Here is a 16,418-nt window from a genome sequence, read left to right on the forward strand (position 1 = left end):
ACACTTCCGTGCGGGGGTTCCCAAGCCACTGCGTTGCGGAGGTTCCCTCCGTTGAAGCATGTGGCGTCCCCGTTAAGGAACGTGTCCGTGGACAAGGGGGACAGGGGGGAAAAATGCCCTCCTTTGCCCAATGCCCTCCTTTGCCCAATGCCCTCCTTTGCCCAATGCCCAATTCCCAATTTTCAGTTAGTCAAGATAACTTAAAGCAAGCGCGGAATGTGATTGAAGCTTTGCAATTAAGTGAACTAGAAAACTTTTTTCGGGAAGCTTGTTTACAAGCGAAACCAAAACAAATTGATGACGTGGTTGACAAAAATGATTCGACAGCAGCAGTCATTTATCCAATTATTTTAAAAGACCGCATAGAAATTATCCTCAAGCTACCAAATGAAAGCGAACTTAGCCACTATACGACTTACAAAGAGGCAAAAGAAGTTGAAAGTACGCTAGATAAATTAGGGCAATATCTCAAAGAACCCGACCGGATTAATGATGTTAAAAAACTCTCACAAAAACTGTATGAATGGTTAATTCAACCACTGGAAGCTGATTTAGCAAAGATAAAGATGAAAACCTTAGTGTTTGTACTAGATGGTTCTTTGCGAAATATTCCGATGGGTGTTCTTTATGACGAGAAACAGAAACAATATTTAATCGAAAAGTATGCGATCGCCTTAGCTCCTGGTTTGCAACTTATTGACCCCAAACCTTTGCAAGGTAGAGAATTAAATGTTTTAATTGCTGGAGTTAGCGAACAACGCGAAATCGAAGGTCGCTCATTTCCTCCGCTCAACAACGTAATAGTGGAATCAAAAAAAATTCACTCAACAATTCCCAAAAGTCAAGAACTTCTCAATCGCACTTTTACTGAAAAAAATGTCCAAAATCAGATTAAAGAAGCACCCTTTAGTGTAGTTCACATAGCGACTCACGGTGAGTTTAGTTCTAACGCCGAGAAAACCTTTATTCTCACTTGGGAACAACTGTTGAAAGTAAAAGATTTTGATAACTTATTGCGGCTTCGTAATACAAGCGATCGCGCAATTGAATTACTTGTTCTCAGTGCTTGTCAAACCGCTAGTGGTGACAAGCGAGCTACCTTAGGTTTAGCAGGAATAGCCGTGCGAGCAGGCGCCCGCAGTACTTTAGCAACTTTATGGTCGGTAGAAGACCAATCAACTGCCGAATTAATGAATCAATTTTATCAAGAGTTAGCACAACGCGAAACTAAAGCCAAAGCTTTGCGTCACGCTCAACTTGCTTTATTAGCTAAATATCAAACTCCTTATTTTTGGGCACCTTATGTTTTAGTTGGAAATTGGCTTTAGATGGGTAATGGGTAATTGGGCATGGGGCATTGGGCATTGGGCATTGGGCATTGGTAATTATTTTTATTCCCCATTACCCATTCCCCATTACCCATTCCCCATTACCCATTCCCCATTACCTAACTTAACGGTAGCTTTTCACTTCACCGACAAACGGTTGTTCGGCTAAATTCTCCAAGCCAACATCTCGCAACAAATTAGTCCAATCATTAATAAAGACGGTATTTTTAGGTTCCGCAAAATGAAGTTTAGCTAACTCGGTCAAAGCTGAATACCAAATACCATTTTCAGCATAAATAGCAATGCGCGATCGCTTATCGTTAGCTGCTTGCAAAAGTCTCTCTAAATCTGGTTTGAGCGCTTTTCTTTGCACCCATCCACGCACAAATACTGGGTTAGATAAATTTTGCCGACTACAGTAAATTTTAAAGTACCATTGATAGCTTTTGTTAAGTTCTAAGCTTACTGTGGATGGTACGCTGAGGCTAACTATCCCTGCTGTTTCCGGCAGCTTAAAAGAAGTTCGGTAAACATCATTGTTTGCTTCATCCTGCAAGGCAAACTCTCCCCCGGATGTATTATTAAACTGATAAGGGACAAAAAACCAAAACGTAGGATGTTCCTCAACCGTTAAACCGGGATTTTTATTGGGTATCAAAGCAGTAACTGGCACTTCCACAGGTGGACATTCTCCGCGACTTCCCGTTCCTACCCTTCTAGATGGTCTGCCTCGGCTCGATCCATCTGCTTCTTTTTGATTAAAACGAATTTGTATATTAGATGAATCGAAATATGCCATGACTGGCATCATGTAGCTAATGCACAGCGATGTCAAAATAATGGGAAATGCACGTTTGATTTTTTCATTCATCATTAGTTATTTGTTATATTATGTACAGCAAATTAACCTTAATTCCATTCAAACCTCTCCCTGGTTATTGCTACGCAAAACCTGTCCCTCCCCTAGAAGGGGAGGGAAGACTTTCTAGAGGTTTGTTGCTGACGGGGTAATTGAGGGGACATGAGATTATTAGTTATTTGTTAATTGTGTTTTTTATTATTCTCAGATGCAGTATATACTGCCACAATTACACTACAAGCTAGGAAAACCAAGGCTGAGGGAACAAGCGGTATCCATATCCCTTGTATTAATATATAAAGGCAAACTCCATATAAAATAGCCAGACCGCAGGCGATCGCTATTCCTAAGTGTAATGGTGTGCGGAAGTACCAAGCAATCATACCTCCGCCAATAGACCAGCACCAGATCCACATAACTTCACACCATTTTGGCAAGACTGATAATAATGGTCTGCGATCCAACACAGCACTGAGAATCTGACTTACCATATGCGCTTGAACGACTATCCCTGACATCGGTTGGTAGGGCATTTTTTGGGCGCTGTAGGGAGTAGACCAATAGTCATGATAACTTTCAGCTGTGGTACCAATGATGACAATGCGATCGCGCACTAAATCTGGCGTAAGTTCATTGAGTAGAACTTGTTTAAGTGTAACTTGTGGAGCGATCGCAGGTCTTGCTCGCCAGTTTAGCAGCACTTGATGACCTAAATTATCGATTTTGTGATAACCCCCGCTGTTTGACTCTAAGTTTTTGAAGACGACATTGCCAAACTGAAAGTTTTTTTCGGAATTAAGTTGTGGTATAATGCCAAAATCAGCCAAGTAACGGCTCGCTAAACGAAAGCTGAAGGATTTGTCGGTTAAACAAGGAAGTGCTGGTGCCATCGCCAATAATTGTCGGCGGATAACGCCGTCGGGATCGGCTAAAACATCACTAAAGCCTTGGCGTTGCACGCTCACTTCTGGAGGTGCGGGGATACCAGGGTTTTTGTCATCTTCACTGGTTTTGCAGATAGCGAAAAAGCGATCGCTATTTTGCATTGTCTTGGTTAAAGAAGCATAATCTGTGCTGACTGGATTCTCGCGATAAATATCCAAGCCGATCGCTCGCGGTTGAAACTGTTCTAATTTTCTCACAACGAGTGCCAAAGTTTTGTCTGATAATGAAGCTCCACCTCTTTCTTTGGCGCTTTGTACGCGAACATCAGCTTCGGTGATGCCAACCACCAAAATGCGTTGATCTTGTGCTTCATAAGGACGCGATCGCATGACGCGATCGAAAGACATCAGTTCTGACGACTGTAAAATCCCAAGCGAGCGCATTCCTATTATCAAAGCGGTTACGAACAAGCTGACTTGAAAAGCGATCCGTAGAATACGACGATTTGGTGCGGATTTGCGCTTAGGAGCAACAATCGGTTTTTGCCAAACTAGCGGTGCTTCGGATGGATTTTGACACATCACAGGTAACCAACTAGCACAGGGAAACTCATTTTCTAAACCCTGCAACCTATCTTGTGCTTCTCGCACCGCCAAATAAAAAGACTCACCATCAGCAAATGCTGCGAGAAAATGCTTCAAAAATTCTTGTGCGACTAAATCCGGCACAGGTTCGCGCATGACAATCATTTGCGGAATCTGCAAAGAAGCTAAATTCCGCGCTAAGGAAAGCCCATCGCAGGAGTTAAAAATAGCTAAACGCAACCCGCGAGCGATCGCTGCTTTCAGCGCATTTTTCAACTGAGGAACCGTCAGACAATCAGTTTTATTAATATGAATTCGCCCGGTTTCCCCATCAGTTTGAGTTGAACCATGTCCGGCAAAAAAGAGAATATCCCACCCCTGTTTATCCCACAGCCATTTATCTAACTCTTGTCGTTGTGGCTCTACCAGAAAAACTGTTTCAGCGCCTGGTAATTGTTCTAAAATTGCTCTATCTTTTTGGACATCAATTCCTTCACTATTGCCAATAATCGCTAAAATTCTTAACTTATCCCCTGGATTTTTAGGTAATGGCTTAACTCGTTCAATCTCCGCAGCACTGATGCCGACAATACTTGATTGGTAATCTTCAAATAAATCCCACAGATGCCAAGGAAGCCGTTTTACTTCTTCGTCTTCTGTTGCCAAAATTACCCGAATTTCCTCATCAGTATCTAATGTTGTGCGTAATTTTTGGTCAATATTGCGAAATGCCTCGGACTTCAGCCAAGTATTGATTCCCTGAGATAAATCATCACATAAATTAATAAAATCCACCGAGGAAATATTGGTTACGTCCTCTTCATCTATTTCGATTTCTTCATCTTCTTTATTTACGTATTTCCGCCAACCCAAACTAGGATAAAGCGCTTCATAGAGCAACTGATAAAGTAACTGCCAACGCCTGTAGAGTTGCCAAAGCGACAATGCCGGTGGTAAGCTGCCTGTAAATTGCATGGCAATGGGATTGCCTTCTTCCCATAGCTGAACTGTCACCGAGGGAAAGCCCCGCTTTAAGTCACCTCTTCCCAAATTTAATACAACTAACTTACTCATGCTTGGAAGTTAACCAGCGGTTAAAGCACAAAGTTCTCTTGAATACTGATATCACCAAAAGCTATTTTAATACTAAAATTTTTTCCAGGATGAGATTTAAATTTCTTTAATTGAATCAAATGATCGTGATTTCTTGATTGTACTTCCTGAAGAATTTTCCCTGATTCCGAGAGCAAAACCAGTCTGAGATGGGGTGGCAAGTAAATTTCTTCATTTGCCGGATGCAGTTGCACGCGAATACTGATTTTTTCATCCAACTCTGATGTTAAACCCAGTAGCAGCACAACGGCAGTACCACCCAATTGCATCCCCAAATCAATTAACTTGGCTCCCTTAACACGCGGGTCGTTCAACGTCGCATCAGTTCTAAATTGAACGGCTAAAGTCTTCTGTTGTGAGCTTATAACGGCATCAAAAGATTGCCAACCCACCTCAAAGATATTTTCAAACCATTGGCTCAAATTATTTGCTTTCATTTGGCTGCATTCAACTTGATTGTTTTTTTGATTTTCTAGCCGTCGTTGATAGAGACGCTGCCGATATTCTTCCACCGCTAGTAGTGCTCCCCACATTTCAAAAGGCACATCTAAGCGAGGTGAGTAAAACGTGAATTTACTTAATTGCTCTAATAATTTCTCTACTTTTGTACTTGATATCGATAAAGGTTCTACTTCTAGTTTCTCAACAGGGCAAACTTCTCGTGCTACCCACATCACATTCAAATCTGTAATTAAATCTTCTACATCCAAAGAGTAAGTTTGATCCAAAGAATCATATTTAGCATCCTTCCGGATTTGTTGATGAGTTGCGTATCCCCATACCCCAAACCAGCGTTCTTCCAAGTTTAACTGCACAGCCAAATAATAGTTACCTGCCCAGTTAGGAATATCAACCCATTCTTGGGGAATCCGCAACTCTTGAAAATTACTTTTATCGCTGGGAATTAGGACTAATTTAGTATCACCGATAGTTAGCATCGTGCCATTTACAACTTCCCAGACGCTGGCTAGTTGCTCGTCATCCAGCCAAACATTGACAGTTTCCCGCAAATCGGGGTCTTCTTTCAACCAAGCCAAAAAAATATGCAAACACAGATTATTAAGGTAGGCATTCCAACTAGCAGTTGTATGAGAGTAAGACTTTAGTTTAGATAATCGCCATGCGTGTTCTTGTGCTTGGTCTGATATTTCTAACCATAATTTATCGGGATAAATTACCATTAATTCATTCAAATCAGATGTCATCTTACTTCACCCTTATTACCAACATAAAGTTTGCCTTTTATCCATTCATCAACAAAAATATCTATTTTAGGTTCAACTAACTTTAGAGATTTTTTCGGTAAATTCATATTAATTTCTAATTCTTCCTGGAAACAATTTATTAAATTTTGTTTTATCTCTCGAAGCATATTAGATGCCTCAGATAAGTCAACAATCAACGGTTCTAGTCGTGGCTGTTTCAGCAGATTTATTTCATTGGTTAGAGTTGAAAGCTTTTTTGAATGATTGCATTGTTCTTCAATTTTATCTAAAGTCGAATATAACAAGTTTTGACAGAGCGACTGCAAGCACTCACCCATAGCGTCTTTTATTCGTTCAATATCTTTGTCATCATTTAGGCAAACTTCTGGGTTAATTTTCTGCCACTCATTAGCCAAGTCTTTTAAGAGATTTTTATTGTATCTTGCTAAGTGACGAGCCACTTGATATTGCTTTTGCAATTCCGGATACTTACTTTTTAAAACTGCGACTATTTCAATTTGAGTTAAATTTAATCCTAGCAAAAGTTTAAATATTATTTGTCCGGCTTCTGGCATATTTGAAAATAACTGCCAGATGATAGATTGGACTTGTTCCGATGCTTCTTGTTGCAAAAGTCTATCCCAAGGAGTAGGCATCAAGTCAGATATAGTATCATATTCTTCTAGAGGTAAAAAACGTTTGGTGCGGTAATCGCGAGCAGCTTTAATGCAAGTTGACAGCATATCTTGAATTTTCTCTAGTGAAGTTGCTGTAGAAGAATTTAGTTGATTTTGCCGTTGATTGTAGCGAAAAGTAATTTGGGTTAATTGTGTTTCACTTGGATATTTAAAATTCCTATTGACTAAGCTCTGGTTCGGTTGATAAATTTCATCTAAGCATTGCCAAACTAAGCAGTATGATGGAATTTGGTTATTGTTCATACCTTGGGAAGTTAAAGCTTCTCGCAATTCTTTATTAGTTAAATGTTTTAACAAACCATAATCAGAAAATTTATCTCTTTTTGCTTCTATATCTTGTCGATAAATTGTATTGCTGACAAAACGTACTAATGCAGTTTTAGCATAACCTTCTATATTGGTTTGCGGATGGTCTAAATTAAAATTTCTGAGAAGTTTAGCTGGAGGATTTGCAGCTGAATTAGCTATCTGAAAATATTCTTCTAATGGGTATTTATGCCGGAGAAACTTAAACCTTTGATAACTTTTTTGAGAAGCCCACAAACAAGCTTCTTGTAAGTAAGCTGATAAGTGTCTTCCCGCTATTGAAGAAGATGGAACAGAAGATTTGCCTGCGTTGGCTTGAATTTGTGTTCGTGTATCTTTTTTATTCTCTGTTTCTTTACTCTGTGAATGGGATGCCTCTATTAAAATTTTCAAAAAATATCGTGCCCAAAATTCCTTATTAGCTTCTGGTTCAGACTTGACTAAACGTTTTATATAACGTTCTAGTTCTGGATCTGTGTGCCAAATCAGGTTTCTAGCAATGTTGGCATTTCCAAAGCTGAGAAACGTCGAGAACTTTTCCACGATGTCTTCACGTTTTTTCATGAAGTTTCCTCTTGCTAGTTGTCAGCGAGTGTTCATAAAAGAGTGTCTGCTGTGGTTCTAATTAATTGATGGGAATCACTTGAGGTTAATTATGCACTTTTGAGGAGGGGAAAAGGGAAAGAGGACAAGGGGGCAGGGGGGGCAGGGGGGCAGGGGGACAAGGGGGAGAAATATTTCTTCTTTCTTACCCATTCCCCATTACCCATTCCCCATTACCCAATGCCCAATGCCCAATGCCCAATTCCCCATTCCCCATTCCCCATTCCCAATGTTAGATGTTGAAATTTTCAAATCCAGTTTGGGAACTATATAGGTAAACAGCGCCAAATCATCGTCGTTTAAAGACGATGCCTTCGGCAAGGACTTTATTTTACGCCAACTGATTAAATGAAAAGTATCGCTACCCGCACCCTGCTTGCCCAGAAAGTACCATTACGCCTTGTTTTGGTGGTTCCGTTTGTTTTGCAAATCTTTGCAGCGGTGGGACTTGTGGGTTATTTTTCCCTACGCAACGGACAAAAAGCGATTAATGATTTGGCGACTCAATTGCAAACTGAAGTCAGCGATCGCATCGATCAGCACCTAGATAGTTACTTAGCTACTCCTCATCAAATTAATCAAGTCAACGTCAGCAACGTCAAGTTAGGCTTGCTTAACCTGCGAGATTTAAAAGGTATGGGGCGTTATTTCTGGAAACAAATGCAAGTGTTTGATGTGGGGTACATCGGTCACACCCTACCAAATGGGGAATATGTAGCGGCTGGATATTTCAAAGACTTTCACGATGTCACGATCGATCAACCTTCCCCCTACTCCAAAACTAAAGGCTACACCTACGCCACAGATAGCCAGGGAAATCGTACTAAACTGATAGATGTCTATGACTATGATGTTCTAAAAGACACTTCATCCAAAGATGCCATTAAAGCAGGCAAGCCCGCTTGGAGTAGCGTTTATCCTTGGGATGGCTTCCCTGACATATTAGCAATCTCTGCTACTTATCCTGTATATAACGAAACCCGCACCCTGCAAGCAATCTTATGGGTTGACCTGCGGCTTTCGCAAATTAGTAATTTCTTGCGCCAATTAAAAATTAGTCCAAATGGCAAGACTTTTATTTTAGAGCGTGACGGGCTGATAGTCGCAAGTTCCGCTACTGAGTCGCCTTACAAAATGGTAAATAAAGAGGCAAAACGCCTTAAAGCCTCAGACAGTAAAGATATTTTAATTCGAGCCACGGCAGAGCATTTAACTAAACACTTTGGCAATTTAAACAAAATCAAAGCTAGCCAACACTTAGAATTTACCCTCAACGGACAGCGCCAATTTGTTCAAATTACGCCTTGGAAAGATAAATATGGTCTAGATTGGCTGATTGTCGTGACAGTACCAGAGTCTGATTTCATGGGGCAAATTAACGTTAATACACGCATTACTATTTTGCTTTGTGTATTAGCTTTATTGTTGGCTACGTTGCTAGGTGTTATTACCTCTCGCTGGATTGCTAAACCAATTTTCCGATTAATCCAAGCATCTGAGCAAATTGCTGCGGGAAACTTAGACTCGTCTATGGAAATTGTCGGGGTAAAAGAAATTAGTGTTTTGGCACAGTCTTTTAACGAAATGGCAAAACAATTGCAAGAGTCTTTCACGGAACTAGAAAATCGAGTTACAGAACGCACAAAAGAATTGAATTTAGCCAAAGAACAAGCCGAAGCTGCCAACCATGCAAAAAGCGATTTTTTGGCAAACATGAGCCATGAATTGCGAACTCCTCTCAACGGTATTCTCGGCTATGCTCAAATTCTGCAACGAGATAAAAGTGCTAGTTCTAAACAACAGGATGGAATCAGCATTATCTATCAATGCGGTTCGCATTTGTTAACGTTGATTAATGATGTTTTAGATATTTCTAAAATCGAAGCACAAAAGTTAGAACTATATCCCACAGATTTTTATTTTGATAAATTTTTATTGGGAGTTCGAGAAATATGTAGCATTAAGGCAGAACAAAAAGAAATTGGCTTCGATTATCAGGCACTCAATCATTTACCTACAGCTATTCATGCTGATGAAAAACGTCTGCGTCAAGTGTTAATTAATTTGTTAGGTAATGCTATCAAATTCACTGATAAAGGTAGCGTGAGTTTTAAAGTAGGGGTAAATGGTAGTGGGAAAGAGCAATTCCCAATCACCAAAATTCGCTTTCAAGTTGAAGATACGGGTGTGGGAATGACACCGGAACAGTTAGATAAAATCTTTTTGCCTTTTGAACAGGTGGGAGATAGCGCACACAAAGCAGAAGGAACTGGTTTAGGACTGGCAATTAGTCGCAAAATTGTGGAAATGATGGGCAGTCAAATTTATGTTGAGAGTACTTATGGAAAAGGTAGTAAGTTTTGGTTTGATTTAGATTTAATAGAAGCAACAGATTTGATGAAGTTAGAAAAAACCCATCCTGAGCAAAATGTAATTGGTTATCAAGGTGAAAGACGGAAAATTTTGATTGTTGACGATCGCTGGGAAAATCGTGCTGTTATTGTGAATTTGCTAGAGCCAATTGGTTTTGATTTGATTGAGGCAAATAATGGACAAGATGGTTTAGAAAAAGTTAGAGAATCTCAGCCCGATCTAATTATTACTGATTTATCGATGCCTGTGATGAATGGCTTTGAGATGACTCAATGTTTGCGGAATCTACCAGACTTTAAAAATGCGCTAATTATTGCTTCTTCTGCTAGTGTGTTCAGCTTCGATCGCCAAAAAAGTAGAGAAGCCGGCTGTAATGATTTTATTCCTAAACCTGTGCAAGCAATCGAATTACTTGAGCAATTACAGCTTTATTTAGGGTTGGAATGGATTTATGAAACTAAGGATAACTCAGAATTAGTTGCGGAAACTCAAAACACTTTTACTGAAGTGGATGAAATGGTTATCCCCCCAAGTCAAGAACTTACCAATTTGTATCAAGCTGCTAAAGGTGGTTATGTTTTGCGAATTACAGAGGAAGCTAACCGAATCATGCAGCTAGACTCTAAATATACAGCTTTTGCTAACTCTGTATTAAAGTTAGCTGATGAATTTGATGATGAAGCGATCGCTAATTTAATTAAACCTTTTATTGAGTGAATTTTTATGCTAACTACTCAACAAGATACTATATTAATAGTTGATGATATTCCCACCAACATTAAAGTATTACTTGATTTTTTACATTATTCTAATTTTAGTGTGTCTGTAGCTAAAAACGGTGAAAGTGCCATAAATAAAGCGCAAGAAGAATTACCACAATTAATTTTGTTAGATGTGATGATGCCGGGAATTGATGGATTTGAAACCTGTCGTCGTCTAAAAGCTAACCCAAAAACCAAGGATATTCCAGTGATTTTTATGACAGCTCTTTCTGATGTGGTGGATAAGGTGAAAGGGTTGCAAGTAGGAGCAGTTGATTATATTACTAAACCTTTTCAGCATGAAGAAGTATTAGCCCGAATTAATGTCCATTTAGAATTGCGTAAAACTCAACTTAAGTTAGTACAGCAAGAAAAAATGTCTTCTTTAGGGCAATTAGTAGCGGGAGTTGCTCACGAAATTAACAACCCAGTTAATTTTATTGAAGGTAATTTACATTATGCTACACAATATATTGAACAATTATTAAAATTACTGCATTTATATGAAGTTTATACCTGTGATTCTATTCCAGAAATTCAAGATTATTCCCAAAAAATTGAACTAGACTTTATCAAACAAGACCTTTGCAAGCTGTTATCATCAATGACAGTGGGGACTGAGCGAATTCAAGAAATTGTGCGATCGCTCAGAATATTTTCTCGCTTAGATGAAGCTGAACGCAAATCAGTAAACTTGCATGATGGCATTGATAGCACTCTGATGATTCTCAGCAGTCGTCTCAAACAAACTCAAAAGCATCCAGAAATCGAAGTAGTTAAAGAATACGCTAATTTGCCTTTAGTCGAATGTTATGCAGGGCTAATTAACCAAGTTTTTATGAATATCTTAGCAAATGCCATTGATGCAATTCAATCATTTGTTAAAGAAAAAGGACAAATTAGAATTACTACAGAAGTTACAGCAGACGAAAAGAGTGTCTTAATTCGGATTGCCGATAATGGAGTAGGAATATCTGAGGATGTAAAACAAAAAATTTTTGACCAATTTTTTACCACTAAACCCGTAGGAAATGGAACAGGCTTAGGTTTAGCGATCGCCTATTCTATTGTAGTCGAAAAACACGGCGGATCTTTAACTTGCCACTCTAAGTTAAAAGAAGGAACAGAGTTTATTATTACTTTGCCACTATATAGCAATTCGGAAAACGGCGTTGCATAAAATAGGGATGAATAACGAACCGCATTCGCCCTTGGCGTTGCCGAAGGCTAGGCGCGAAGTACGCGAAGAAGTTTTTTAAGAAACAGAGAAGTGAAAATCATCCCGCAAATATGCAACGCCCGGAAAACTAATATCCCCAAGTTATTCTGTGAAGTCAGCGCTTCAAGGGTTGAGTGAGGTTAACGTGTACTTGATGCAATTGTCAACTGCTATAAACCTTGATATTATCAGGCAATCAATCCGGATTCCTATAGATAGAAATTACTAAACAGCGCTGCTATTACTTGAGAGTAGTGACTAATTAAAAAAGTTGCCTTACGATGAAATTATATAAAACTCATGCTGATTGCCGCAATGTTGAGGAATTTAAGTTAAAAGCTAAAAAATTCCTTGAAATTATATTTTGCATTCAGCGAATATAATTCGCTCTTGCATGGTGCAAAACATGAGTTGAAAAACTTAAATTGAGTATATTTACTATGAAAAGTCTGATTTCTTCTAACTGGTTGCGTACCTTAAAAGTATTGATTACTGGTGCTGCTTTGACTTTAACTTTTGTTAATGTTGAAGCCGATAAAGTGTGGGCAAAACCAAAAAGCCAAATAATTGCTGAACAAGTCCAAACGCTACAACAATCTAATCAACGCTGGATTCAAATTGACCTCTCAAAACAACGTTTAACAGCTTGGGAAGGGGCAACACCTGTGTATGCTGTTGCTATTTCCACAGGCAAGAAGTCTACCCCCACTCTCACAGGTACTTTTAAGATTCAATCCAAACACAAAAAAATTAGGATGCGTGGCGATGATTACGATATTCCTAATGTTCCTTATGCAATGTTTTACGACGGAAATTATGGAATTCACGGTGCAGATTGGCATCGAAGCTTTGGCACTCCAGTTAGTCACGGATGTGTGAATGTGGCAGTAAATCACGCTAAATGGATATTCAATTGGGCATCGGTGGGAACTTCTGTGGTTATACAGAGGTAGAGAGGGAGAGGGGGAGAGGGGGGGAGGGGGACAAGGGGACAAGGGGACAAGGGGGACAAGGGGGAAATCTGCTTTTTTCATCTCACCTATTACCCATTCCCCATTACGCATTCCCCATTACGCATTCCCCATTCCCCATTCCCTCTAACTCAACTGTGCTACTAATTGGTTTTCTAAGAGGGTTTCATGTGTGAATAAGTCTTCAACTGTGATTCGTAAAAAGCGTTGTTGATCGACTTGAAAATGAATTTTGATGCGATCGCTTCCAGGATATCCTGGGGGTGTGAGTTGGGCTATTGTTCTGGCACCGTCTTTATCGTTGAGGGGTTGGACGGTTGTTTGTATGTTATCCTGACGGCGGGTAATTAAGCGATCGCCATCAAAAAATACTTCCGTGCCGCCTGTTTCTGCTCCTAATTCCCCCATAATTAATTCTATGCTGGGCTGATTTTCTACAGAAGCGCCTAAAACTAATTCTACTGCTTGATTCATCGGGTAAGGCTGCCCCTCTTTGATGATAGGATGCCAGCTATGACGCTTGTTGCGTCGATCCCAATAGCGGATACCGTAGCTGTGGTAAAGAAAATCTTTGATTTCTACGCCTTGTGCTAATTGTAAAGCACCTTGAGCGATCGCTTCAAAAGGACGTTCGCAACGAATTTTTTCTTCGCTAAAATACTGTTTTACCCAAGTTTGCACTGCTGGTAATTGTACTGTTCCACCAACTAATAAAACTGCATTAATATCGGCAATTTCTATTCCCTGACGTCGCGCTTGCTGTAACAGTGTTGTCATCGATTCATCTAATAACTCAAAAAACGAGTGTTCTTTGAGAATATTTTCCAAAGTATCGCGATTTAGTTCTAATTCGTAACTTTCAAATGTCTCATCATTAAAATAAACTTCGCTTCCTTGAGTTTGCGTTGATAGCTGAATTTTTATCCTTTCTGCTAATCGCGTTGTCAAAGGACTTACCGCTAATCCTTGAGTTTTGGCAAAGTAATCTACCAACCAATTATCGATATCAGTACCGCCTAAATTTTGCCCTGCTTTCGCTAGTACGCGGGCAGTTTTGACTTTTTGTTTTGAATCTTCGGCTAAAGATTTATTACCCCATTTCAATAGAAAACCGACTGGCTTTTGGGTTCTTTGCACGCTTTTATCTAACTGTACCAAAGATAAATCTAAAGTTCCGCCGCCAAAGTCAATTACTAAAAGAATTTCTTCGTTTACCATCCCATAACCCAAAGCTGCTGCTGTGGGTTCATCTAACATTCGCACAGATTCGACGGGAAGGGCTTGACAAACTTTTCCTAACCAATGACGATAAGCTTCAAAGCTATCTACCGGCACTGTTAATATTAAAGAATCTAACCCTCCTTGCATTGGTGCTAGTTGAGAAATCACTTGAGAAAGAAACCATTGCCCTACTTGCTCAAAGGTGATATTCTGTCCATCAAGTTCGGGTAAGAAACCTTGAATTTCTGCACCAATACCGCGTTTAAAGCTGCGAAAAAATCGCGGTTCGCTACTTAAATCAAAACCGCGATCGCGTACTTGTTGCCCGACTAATACTTGTCCAATAGAAGCATCTTCAACATAAACCAAGCTGGGAATTAGTGGTGGGTTCAAACTTTGTTGAACTGACAAACCTGGTATAGTAAGGGTTTCTGCACTGTTGGTTACAGGATTCCAACGAGCAATAACTGTGTTGCTAGTACCAAAATCGATTGCGATCGCCATAAAAGGGGAAGGGGAAAGGAGAAAGGCAAAAGGGAACAAGAGATTATTTTCCCATAATCCACCAAGAGCGCAAATGGGCGATCGCTTCTTCTTTGCGTTTTGCTTCAATTTCTATCCAAGGTGCTTCGCGATACACGCTTGGCATATCGGTAATCAATTCGCTGTGTTTTCTATCCTTAAAAGCGTTTTCACCGTTGGAAATATGCACTAATTGCCACTCTGGATTAGCCCAAGTTTCTCGCGCTGCATAAAACATTGATGCTACACTTGGATCTTCGTAGCTATCTAAATTTTCATGGCAAATATGGTGATGAGCATCAAATACCATTGGCACACCAGTTCGCTGACACACTTCTAAAATTTCTTCACTGCTGTAAGCGTATTCGTCATTTTCAAAAGTCAAGCGATTTTTGATGTTTTCTGGTAGTTCCGAAACTACTCGCACCAGTTGATCTGCGCGTTGAGATTTGCCACCATGAATATTCATCAAAGACCAAGTGGATTGTGGCAACCCCAGCAAGTCAAGCGTGTGCGCGTGTCCTTCCAGAATTTTGATACTTGATTTTACCACATCCGGCGAATCAGAACTGAGAACTACATATTGGTCTGGATGCAGCACCATTCTAATCTTCAATTCTGCCGCTCTTTGCCCTATTTTGGCTAAATCTGCGCTCATATCCTCTAATATATGTGCGCCGATTTCGTCTTCCATGTCACTTAGAGGAAACAAACCACACGACATGCGATAAAGCCGAATCTGATTTTCTTGACAAAAAGATAAGCCAGTATTTAGACGCTGCAAGTTATCTCGATAAAGTTCTCTCAAAGCGCTTTCACGTTGTTCTGGAGTCAGTTGCAAATATCGCGTGCGCGTCATCGTCCGAAAACGCACCTCTTTAGAAAAGGTGATACACACCAGTCCTAACTCAGGCGTAACCGCTTTTCGCTGCTCTACATTAGGTAGATTGTTTATCTGGATTGCAGTCATTAAATAATTTATATAGTACCGCCATTATCGATTTAACTAAGTTTTGCCCCTAAATAATCAGTATCTAAGGGCATAAAAGAAGAGGGGGAGAGAGGGGAGAGGGGGAGAGTGGGGGATGGGGAAGAAATTTCTTCTTGTCTGCCAAGTCTGCCAAGTCTGCCAAGTCTGCCCACTCCCCCACTCCTCCACTCCTCCCCTCCCCCACTCCTCCACTCCCCATTCCCAAAATATCTATCCAAAGAGTTATTTTAACGAAATGTTAATTTTTTTATATATTTTGGTCGTTCTTGTAACAAAAATGCCTGACTACCCTGTATAGAATTTCAGGACTTGAATCAAAAAGCATCTTCCGATGTACGTTTTGGCATTTTAGTCAAGTTAAGAAAATATTTATTAATATAAAGTAAATACAGACAAATTACATATGGGAATTTCTACTCAGACATCGGATTCATCAATAAAGCAGGAAATTATGAATAACGAACAATCACCAGACTCTAAGCAATTTGTGGGAAGTCTCAAGAATGGGATTTGGCTATTTGGTATTTCATCGTGGGTATTTGGTATAACCGATCGCAGTATTGCTTCTTTTTCTGATGGGTATTTATCTGCTTTGGATCTAACGCAACTATTTACAGCGGCAACTTTCTTTGTCGCATGGATATTTTTAAAGCCCACATCAAAACCTCAATCATCAAGGAGTTTGTCCTAAGTCGCCAATAACCTAGACAAAGCTGTACACTCATAGTCATAGCTGGTCTATGAGTGATATATGTATAAGCCAAACGAATTTGCAAAAA

Annotated in this window: 14 protein-coding genes; 7 read left to right on the forward strand and 7 right to left on the reverse strand. The window is 39.8% G+C overall.

Going from position 1 to position 16,418, the window contains the following annotated elements:
- A partial coding sequence (locus tag AABK37_RS34770; protein WP_432556023.1) for a CHAT domain-containing protein occupies positions 1-1,328 on the forward strand: 1,328 nt, incomplete at its 5' end.
- A gap of 124 nt (positions 1,329-1,452) precedes the next feature.
- On the opposite strand, the gene AABK37_RS34775 is transcribed toward AABK37_RS34770, so the two are convergent.
- From AABK37_RS34775 to AABK37_RS34790, 4 genes are all read right to left on the reverse strand, one after another.
- Positions 1,453-2,202 (reverse strand): DUF928 domain-containing protein, encoded by a 750-nt coding sequence (locus AABK37_RS34775; RefSeq protein ID WP_432556024.1) that lies wholly within the window; start codon positions 2,200-2,202, stop codon positions 1,453-1,455.
- 167 nt (positions 2,203-2,369) lie between these two features.
- Positions 2,370-4,730, reverse strand: coding sequence for a CHASE2 domain-containing protein (locus tag AABK37_RS34780; RefSeq protein ID WP_432556025.1), 2,361 nt, complete (start codon positions 4,728-4,730; stop codon positions 2,370-2,372).
- A gap of 20 nt (positions 4,731-4,750) precedes the next feature.
- A complete protein-coding gene (locus tag AABK37_RS34785; RefSeq protein ID WP_432556026.1) occupies positions 4,751-5,974 on the reverse strand; it encodes a DUF1822 family protein in 1,224 nt (407 codons plus the stop codon).
- Positions 5,971-7,542, reverse strand: a complete 1,572-nt coding sequence (locus AABK37_RS34790) for a sigma-70 family RNA polymerase sigma factor (protein WP_432556027.1) — start codon at positions 7,540-7,542, stop codon at positions 5,971-5,973. Before AABK37_RS34790 ends, AABK37_RS34785 begins: the two co-directional genes overlap by 4 nt.
- Positions 7,543-7,641: 99 nt before the next feature.
- On the opposite strand from AABK37_RS34790, the gene AABK37_RS34795 reads away from it, so the two are divergent.
- The 5 genes from AABK37_RS34795 to AABK37_RS34815 all read left to right on the forward strand — a co-directional run bounded on the left by AABK37_RS34795 (position 7,642) and on the right by AABK37_RS34815 (position 13,081).
- Positions 7,642-7,824, forward strand: coding sequence for a histidine kinase (locus AABK37_RS34795; RefSeq protein WP_432556028.1), 183 nt, complete (start codon positions 7,642-7,644; stop codon positions 7,822-7,824).
- A gap of 105 nt (positions 7,825-7,929) precedes the next feature.
- Positions 7,930-10,671: an ATP-binding protein gene (locus tag AABK37_RS34800; RefSeq protein ID WP_432556029.1), complete on the forward strand. Its 2,742-nt coding sequence runs from the start codon at positions 7,930-7,932 to the stop codon at positions 10,669-10,671.
- A gap of 6 nt (positions 10,672-10,677) precedes the next feature.
- Entirely contained in the window at positions 10,678-11,895 is a 1,218-nt protein-coding gene (locus AABK37_RS34805; protein ID WP_432556030.1) for a sensor histidine kinase, read from the forward strand.
- A 479-nt stretch (positions 11,896-12,374) separates the two neighbouring features.
- Positions 12,375-12,887 carry a L,D-transpeptidase gene (locus AABK37_RS34810; protein WP_432556031.1) on the forward strand — a complete coding sequence of 171 codons (513 nt, stop codon included), beginning with the start codon at positions 12,375-12,377 and terminating at the stop codon, positions 12,885-12,887.
- Positions 12,836-13,081, forward strand: a complete 246-nt coding sequence (locus AABK37_RS34815) for a hypothetical protein (RefSeq protein WP_432556032.1) — start codon at positions 12,836-12,838, stop codon at positions 13,079-13,081. Before AABK37_RS34810 ends, AABK37_RS34815 begins: the two co-directional genes overlap by 52 nt.
- On the opposite strand, the gene AABK37_RS34820 is transcribed toward AABK37_RS34815, so the two are convergent.
- The 3 genes from AABK37_RS34820 to AABK37_RS34830 all read right to left on the reverse strand — a co-directional run bounded on the left by AABK37_RS34820 (position 13,032) and on the right by AABK37_RS34830 (position 15,838).
- Positions 13,032-14,630, reverse strand: a complete 1,599-nt coding sequence (locus AABK37_RS34820) for an Hsp70 family protein (RefSeq protein WP_432556036.1) — start codon at positions 14,628-14,630, stop codon at positions 13,032-13,034. The genes AABK37_RS34815 and AABK37_RS34820 overlap by 50 nt on opposite strands.
- Positions 14,631-14,673: 43 nt before the next feature.
- On the reverse strand, positions 14,674-15,618 hold the full coding sequence (uvsE, locus tag AABK37_RS34825; RefSeq protein WP_432556033.1) for a UV DNA damage repair endonuclease UvsE: 945 nt from the start codon (positions 15,616-15,618) through the stop codon (positions 14,674-14,676).
- Between the two features lie 64 nt (positions 15,619-15,682).
- A complete protein-coding gene (locus AABK37_RS34830; protein ID WP_432556034.1) occupies positions 15,683-15,838 on the reverse strand; it encodes a hypothetical protein in 156 nt (51 codons plus the stop codon).
- Positions 15,839-16,090: 252 nt separating this feature from the next.
- Between AABK37_RS34830 and AABK37_RS34835 the strand changes: the two genes are divergently transcribed.
- On the forward strand, positions 16,091-16,330 hold the full coding sequence (locus AABK37_RS34835; protein WP_432556035.1) for a hypothetical protein: 240 nt from the start codon (positions 16,091-16,093) through the stop codon (positions 16,328-16,330).
- Positions 16,331-16,418: the final 88 nt, after the last annotated feature.

This window comes from Tolypothrix sp. VBCCA 56010, from assembly GCF_050875635.1.
Classification (GTDB): domain Bacteria; phylum Cyanobacteriota; class Cyanobacteriia; order Cyanobacteriales; family Nostocaceae; genus Hassallia.

Bases quoted from the DNA above. Each gene is read 5' to 3' on its own strand.
- AABK37_RS34775 (WP_432556024.1), bottom strand. From the start codon at position 2,202: ATGATGAATGAAAAAATCAAACGTGCATTTCCCATTATTTTGACATCG.
- AABK37_RS34780 (WP_432556025.1), bottom strand. From the start codon at position 4,730: ATGAGTAAGTTAGTTGTATTAAATTTGGGAAGAGGTGACTTAAAGCGG.
- AABK37_RS34785 (WP_432556026.1), bottom strand. From the start codon at position 5,974: ATGACATCTGATTTGAATGAATTAATGGTAATTTATCCCGATAAATTA.
- AABK37_RS34790 (WP_432556027.1), bottom strand. From the start codon at position 7,542: ATGAAAAAACGTGAAGACATCGTGGAAAAGTTCTCGACGTTTCTCAGC.
- AABK37_RS34800 (WP_432556029.1), top strand. From the start codon at position 7,930: ATGAAAAGTATCGCTACCCGCACCCTGCTTGCCCAGAAAGTACCATTA.
- AABK37_RS34805 (WP_432556030.1), top strand. From the start codon at position 10,678: ATGCTAACTACTCAACAAGATACTATATTAATAGTTGATGATATTCCC.
- AABK37_RS34810 (WP_432556031.1), top strand. From the start codon at position 12,375: ATGAAAAGTCTGATTTCTTCTAACTGGTTGCGTACCTTAAAAGTATTG.
- AABK37_RS34815 (WP_432556032.1), top strand. From the start codon at position 12,836: ATGGATATTCAATTGGGCATCGGTGGGAACTTCTGTGGTTATACAGAG.
- AABK37_RS34820 (WP_432556036.1), bottom strand. From the start codon at position 14,630: ATGGCGATCGCAATCGATTTTGGTACTAGCAACACAGTTATTGCTCGT.
- uvsE (WP_432556033.1), bottom strand. From the start codon at position 15,618: ATGACTGCAATCCAGATAAACAATCTACCTAATGTAGAGCAGCGAAAA.
- AABK37_RS34830 (WP_432556034.1), bottom strand. From the start codon at position 15,838: ATGGGGAGTGGAGGAGTGGGGGAGGGGAGGAGTGGAGGAGTGGGGGAG.
- AABK37_RS34835 (WP_432556035.1), top strand. From the start codon at position 16,091: ATGAATAACGAACAATCACCAGACTCTAAGCAATTTGTGGGAAGTCTC.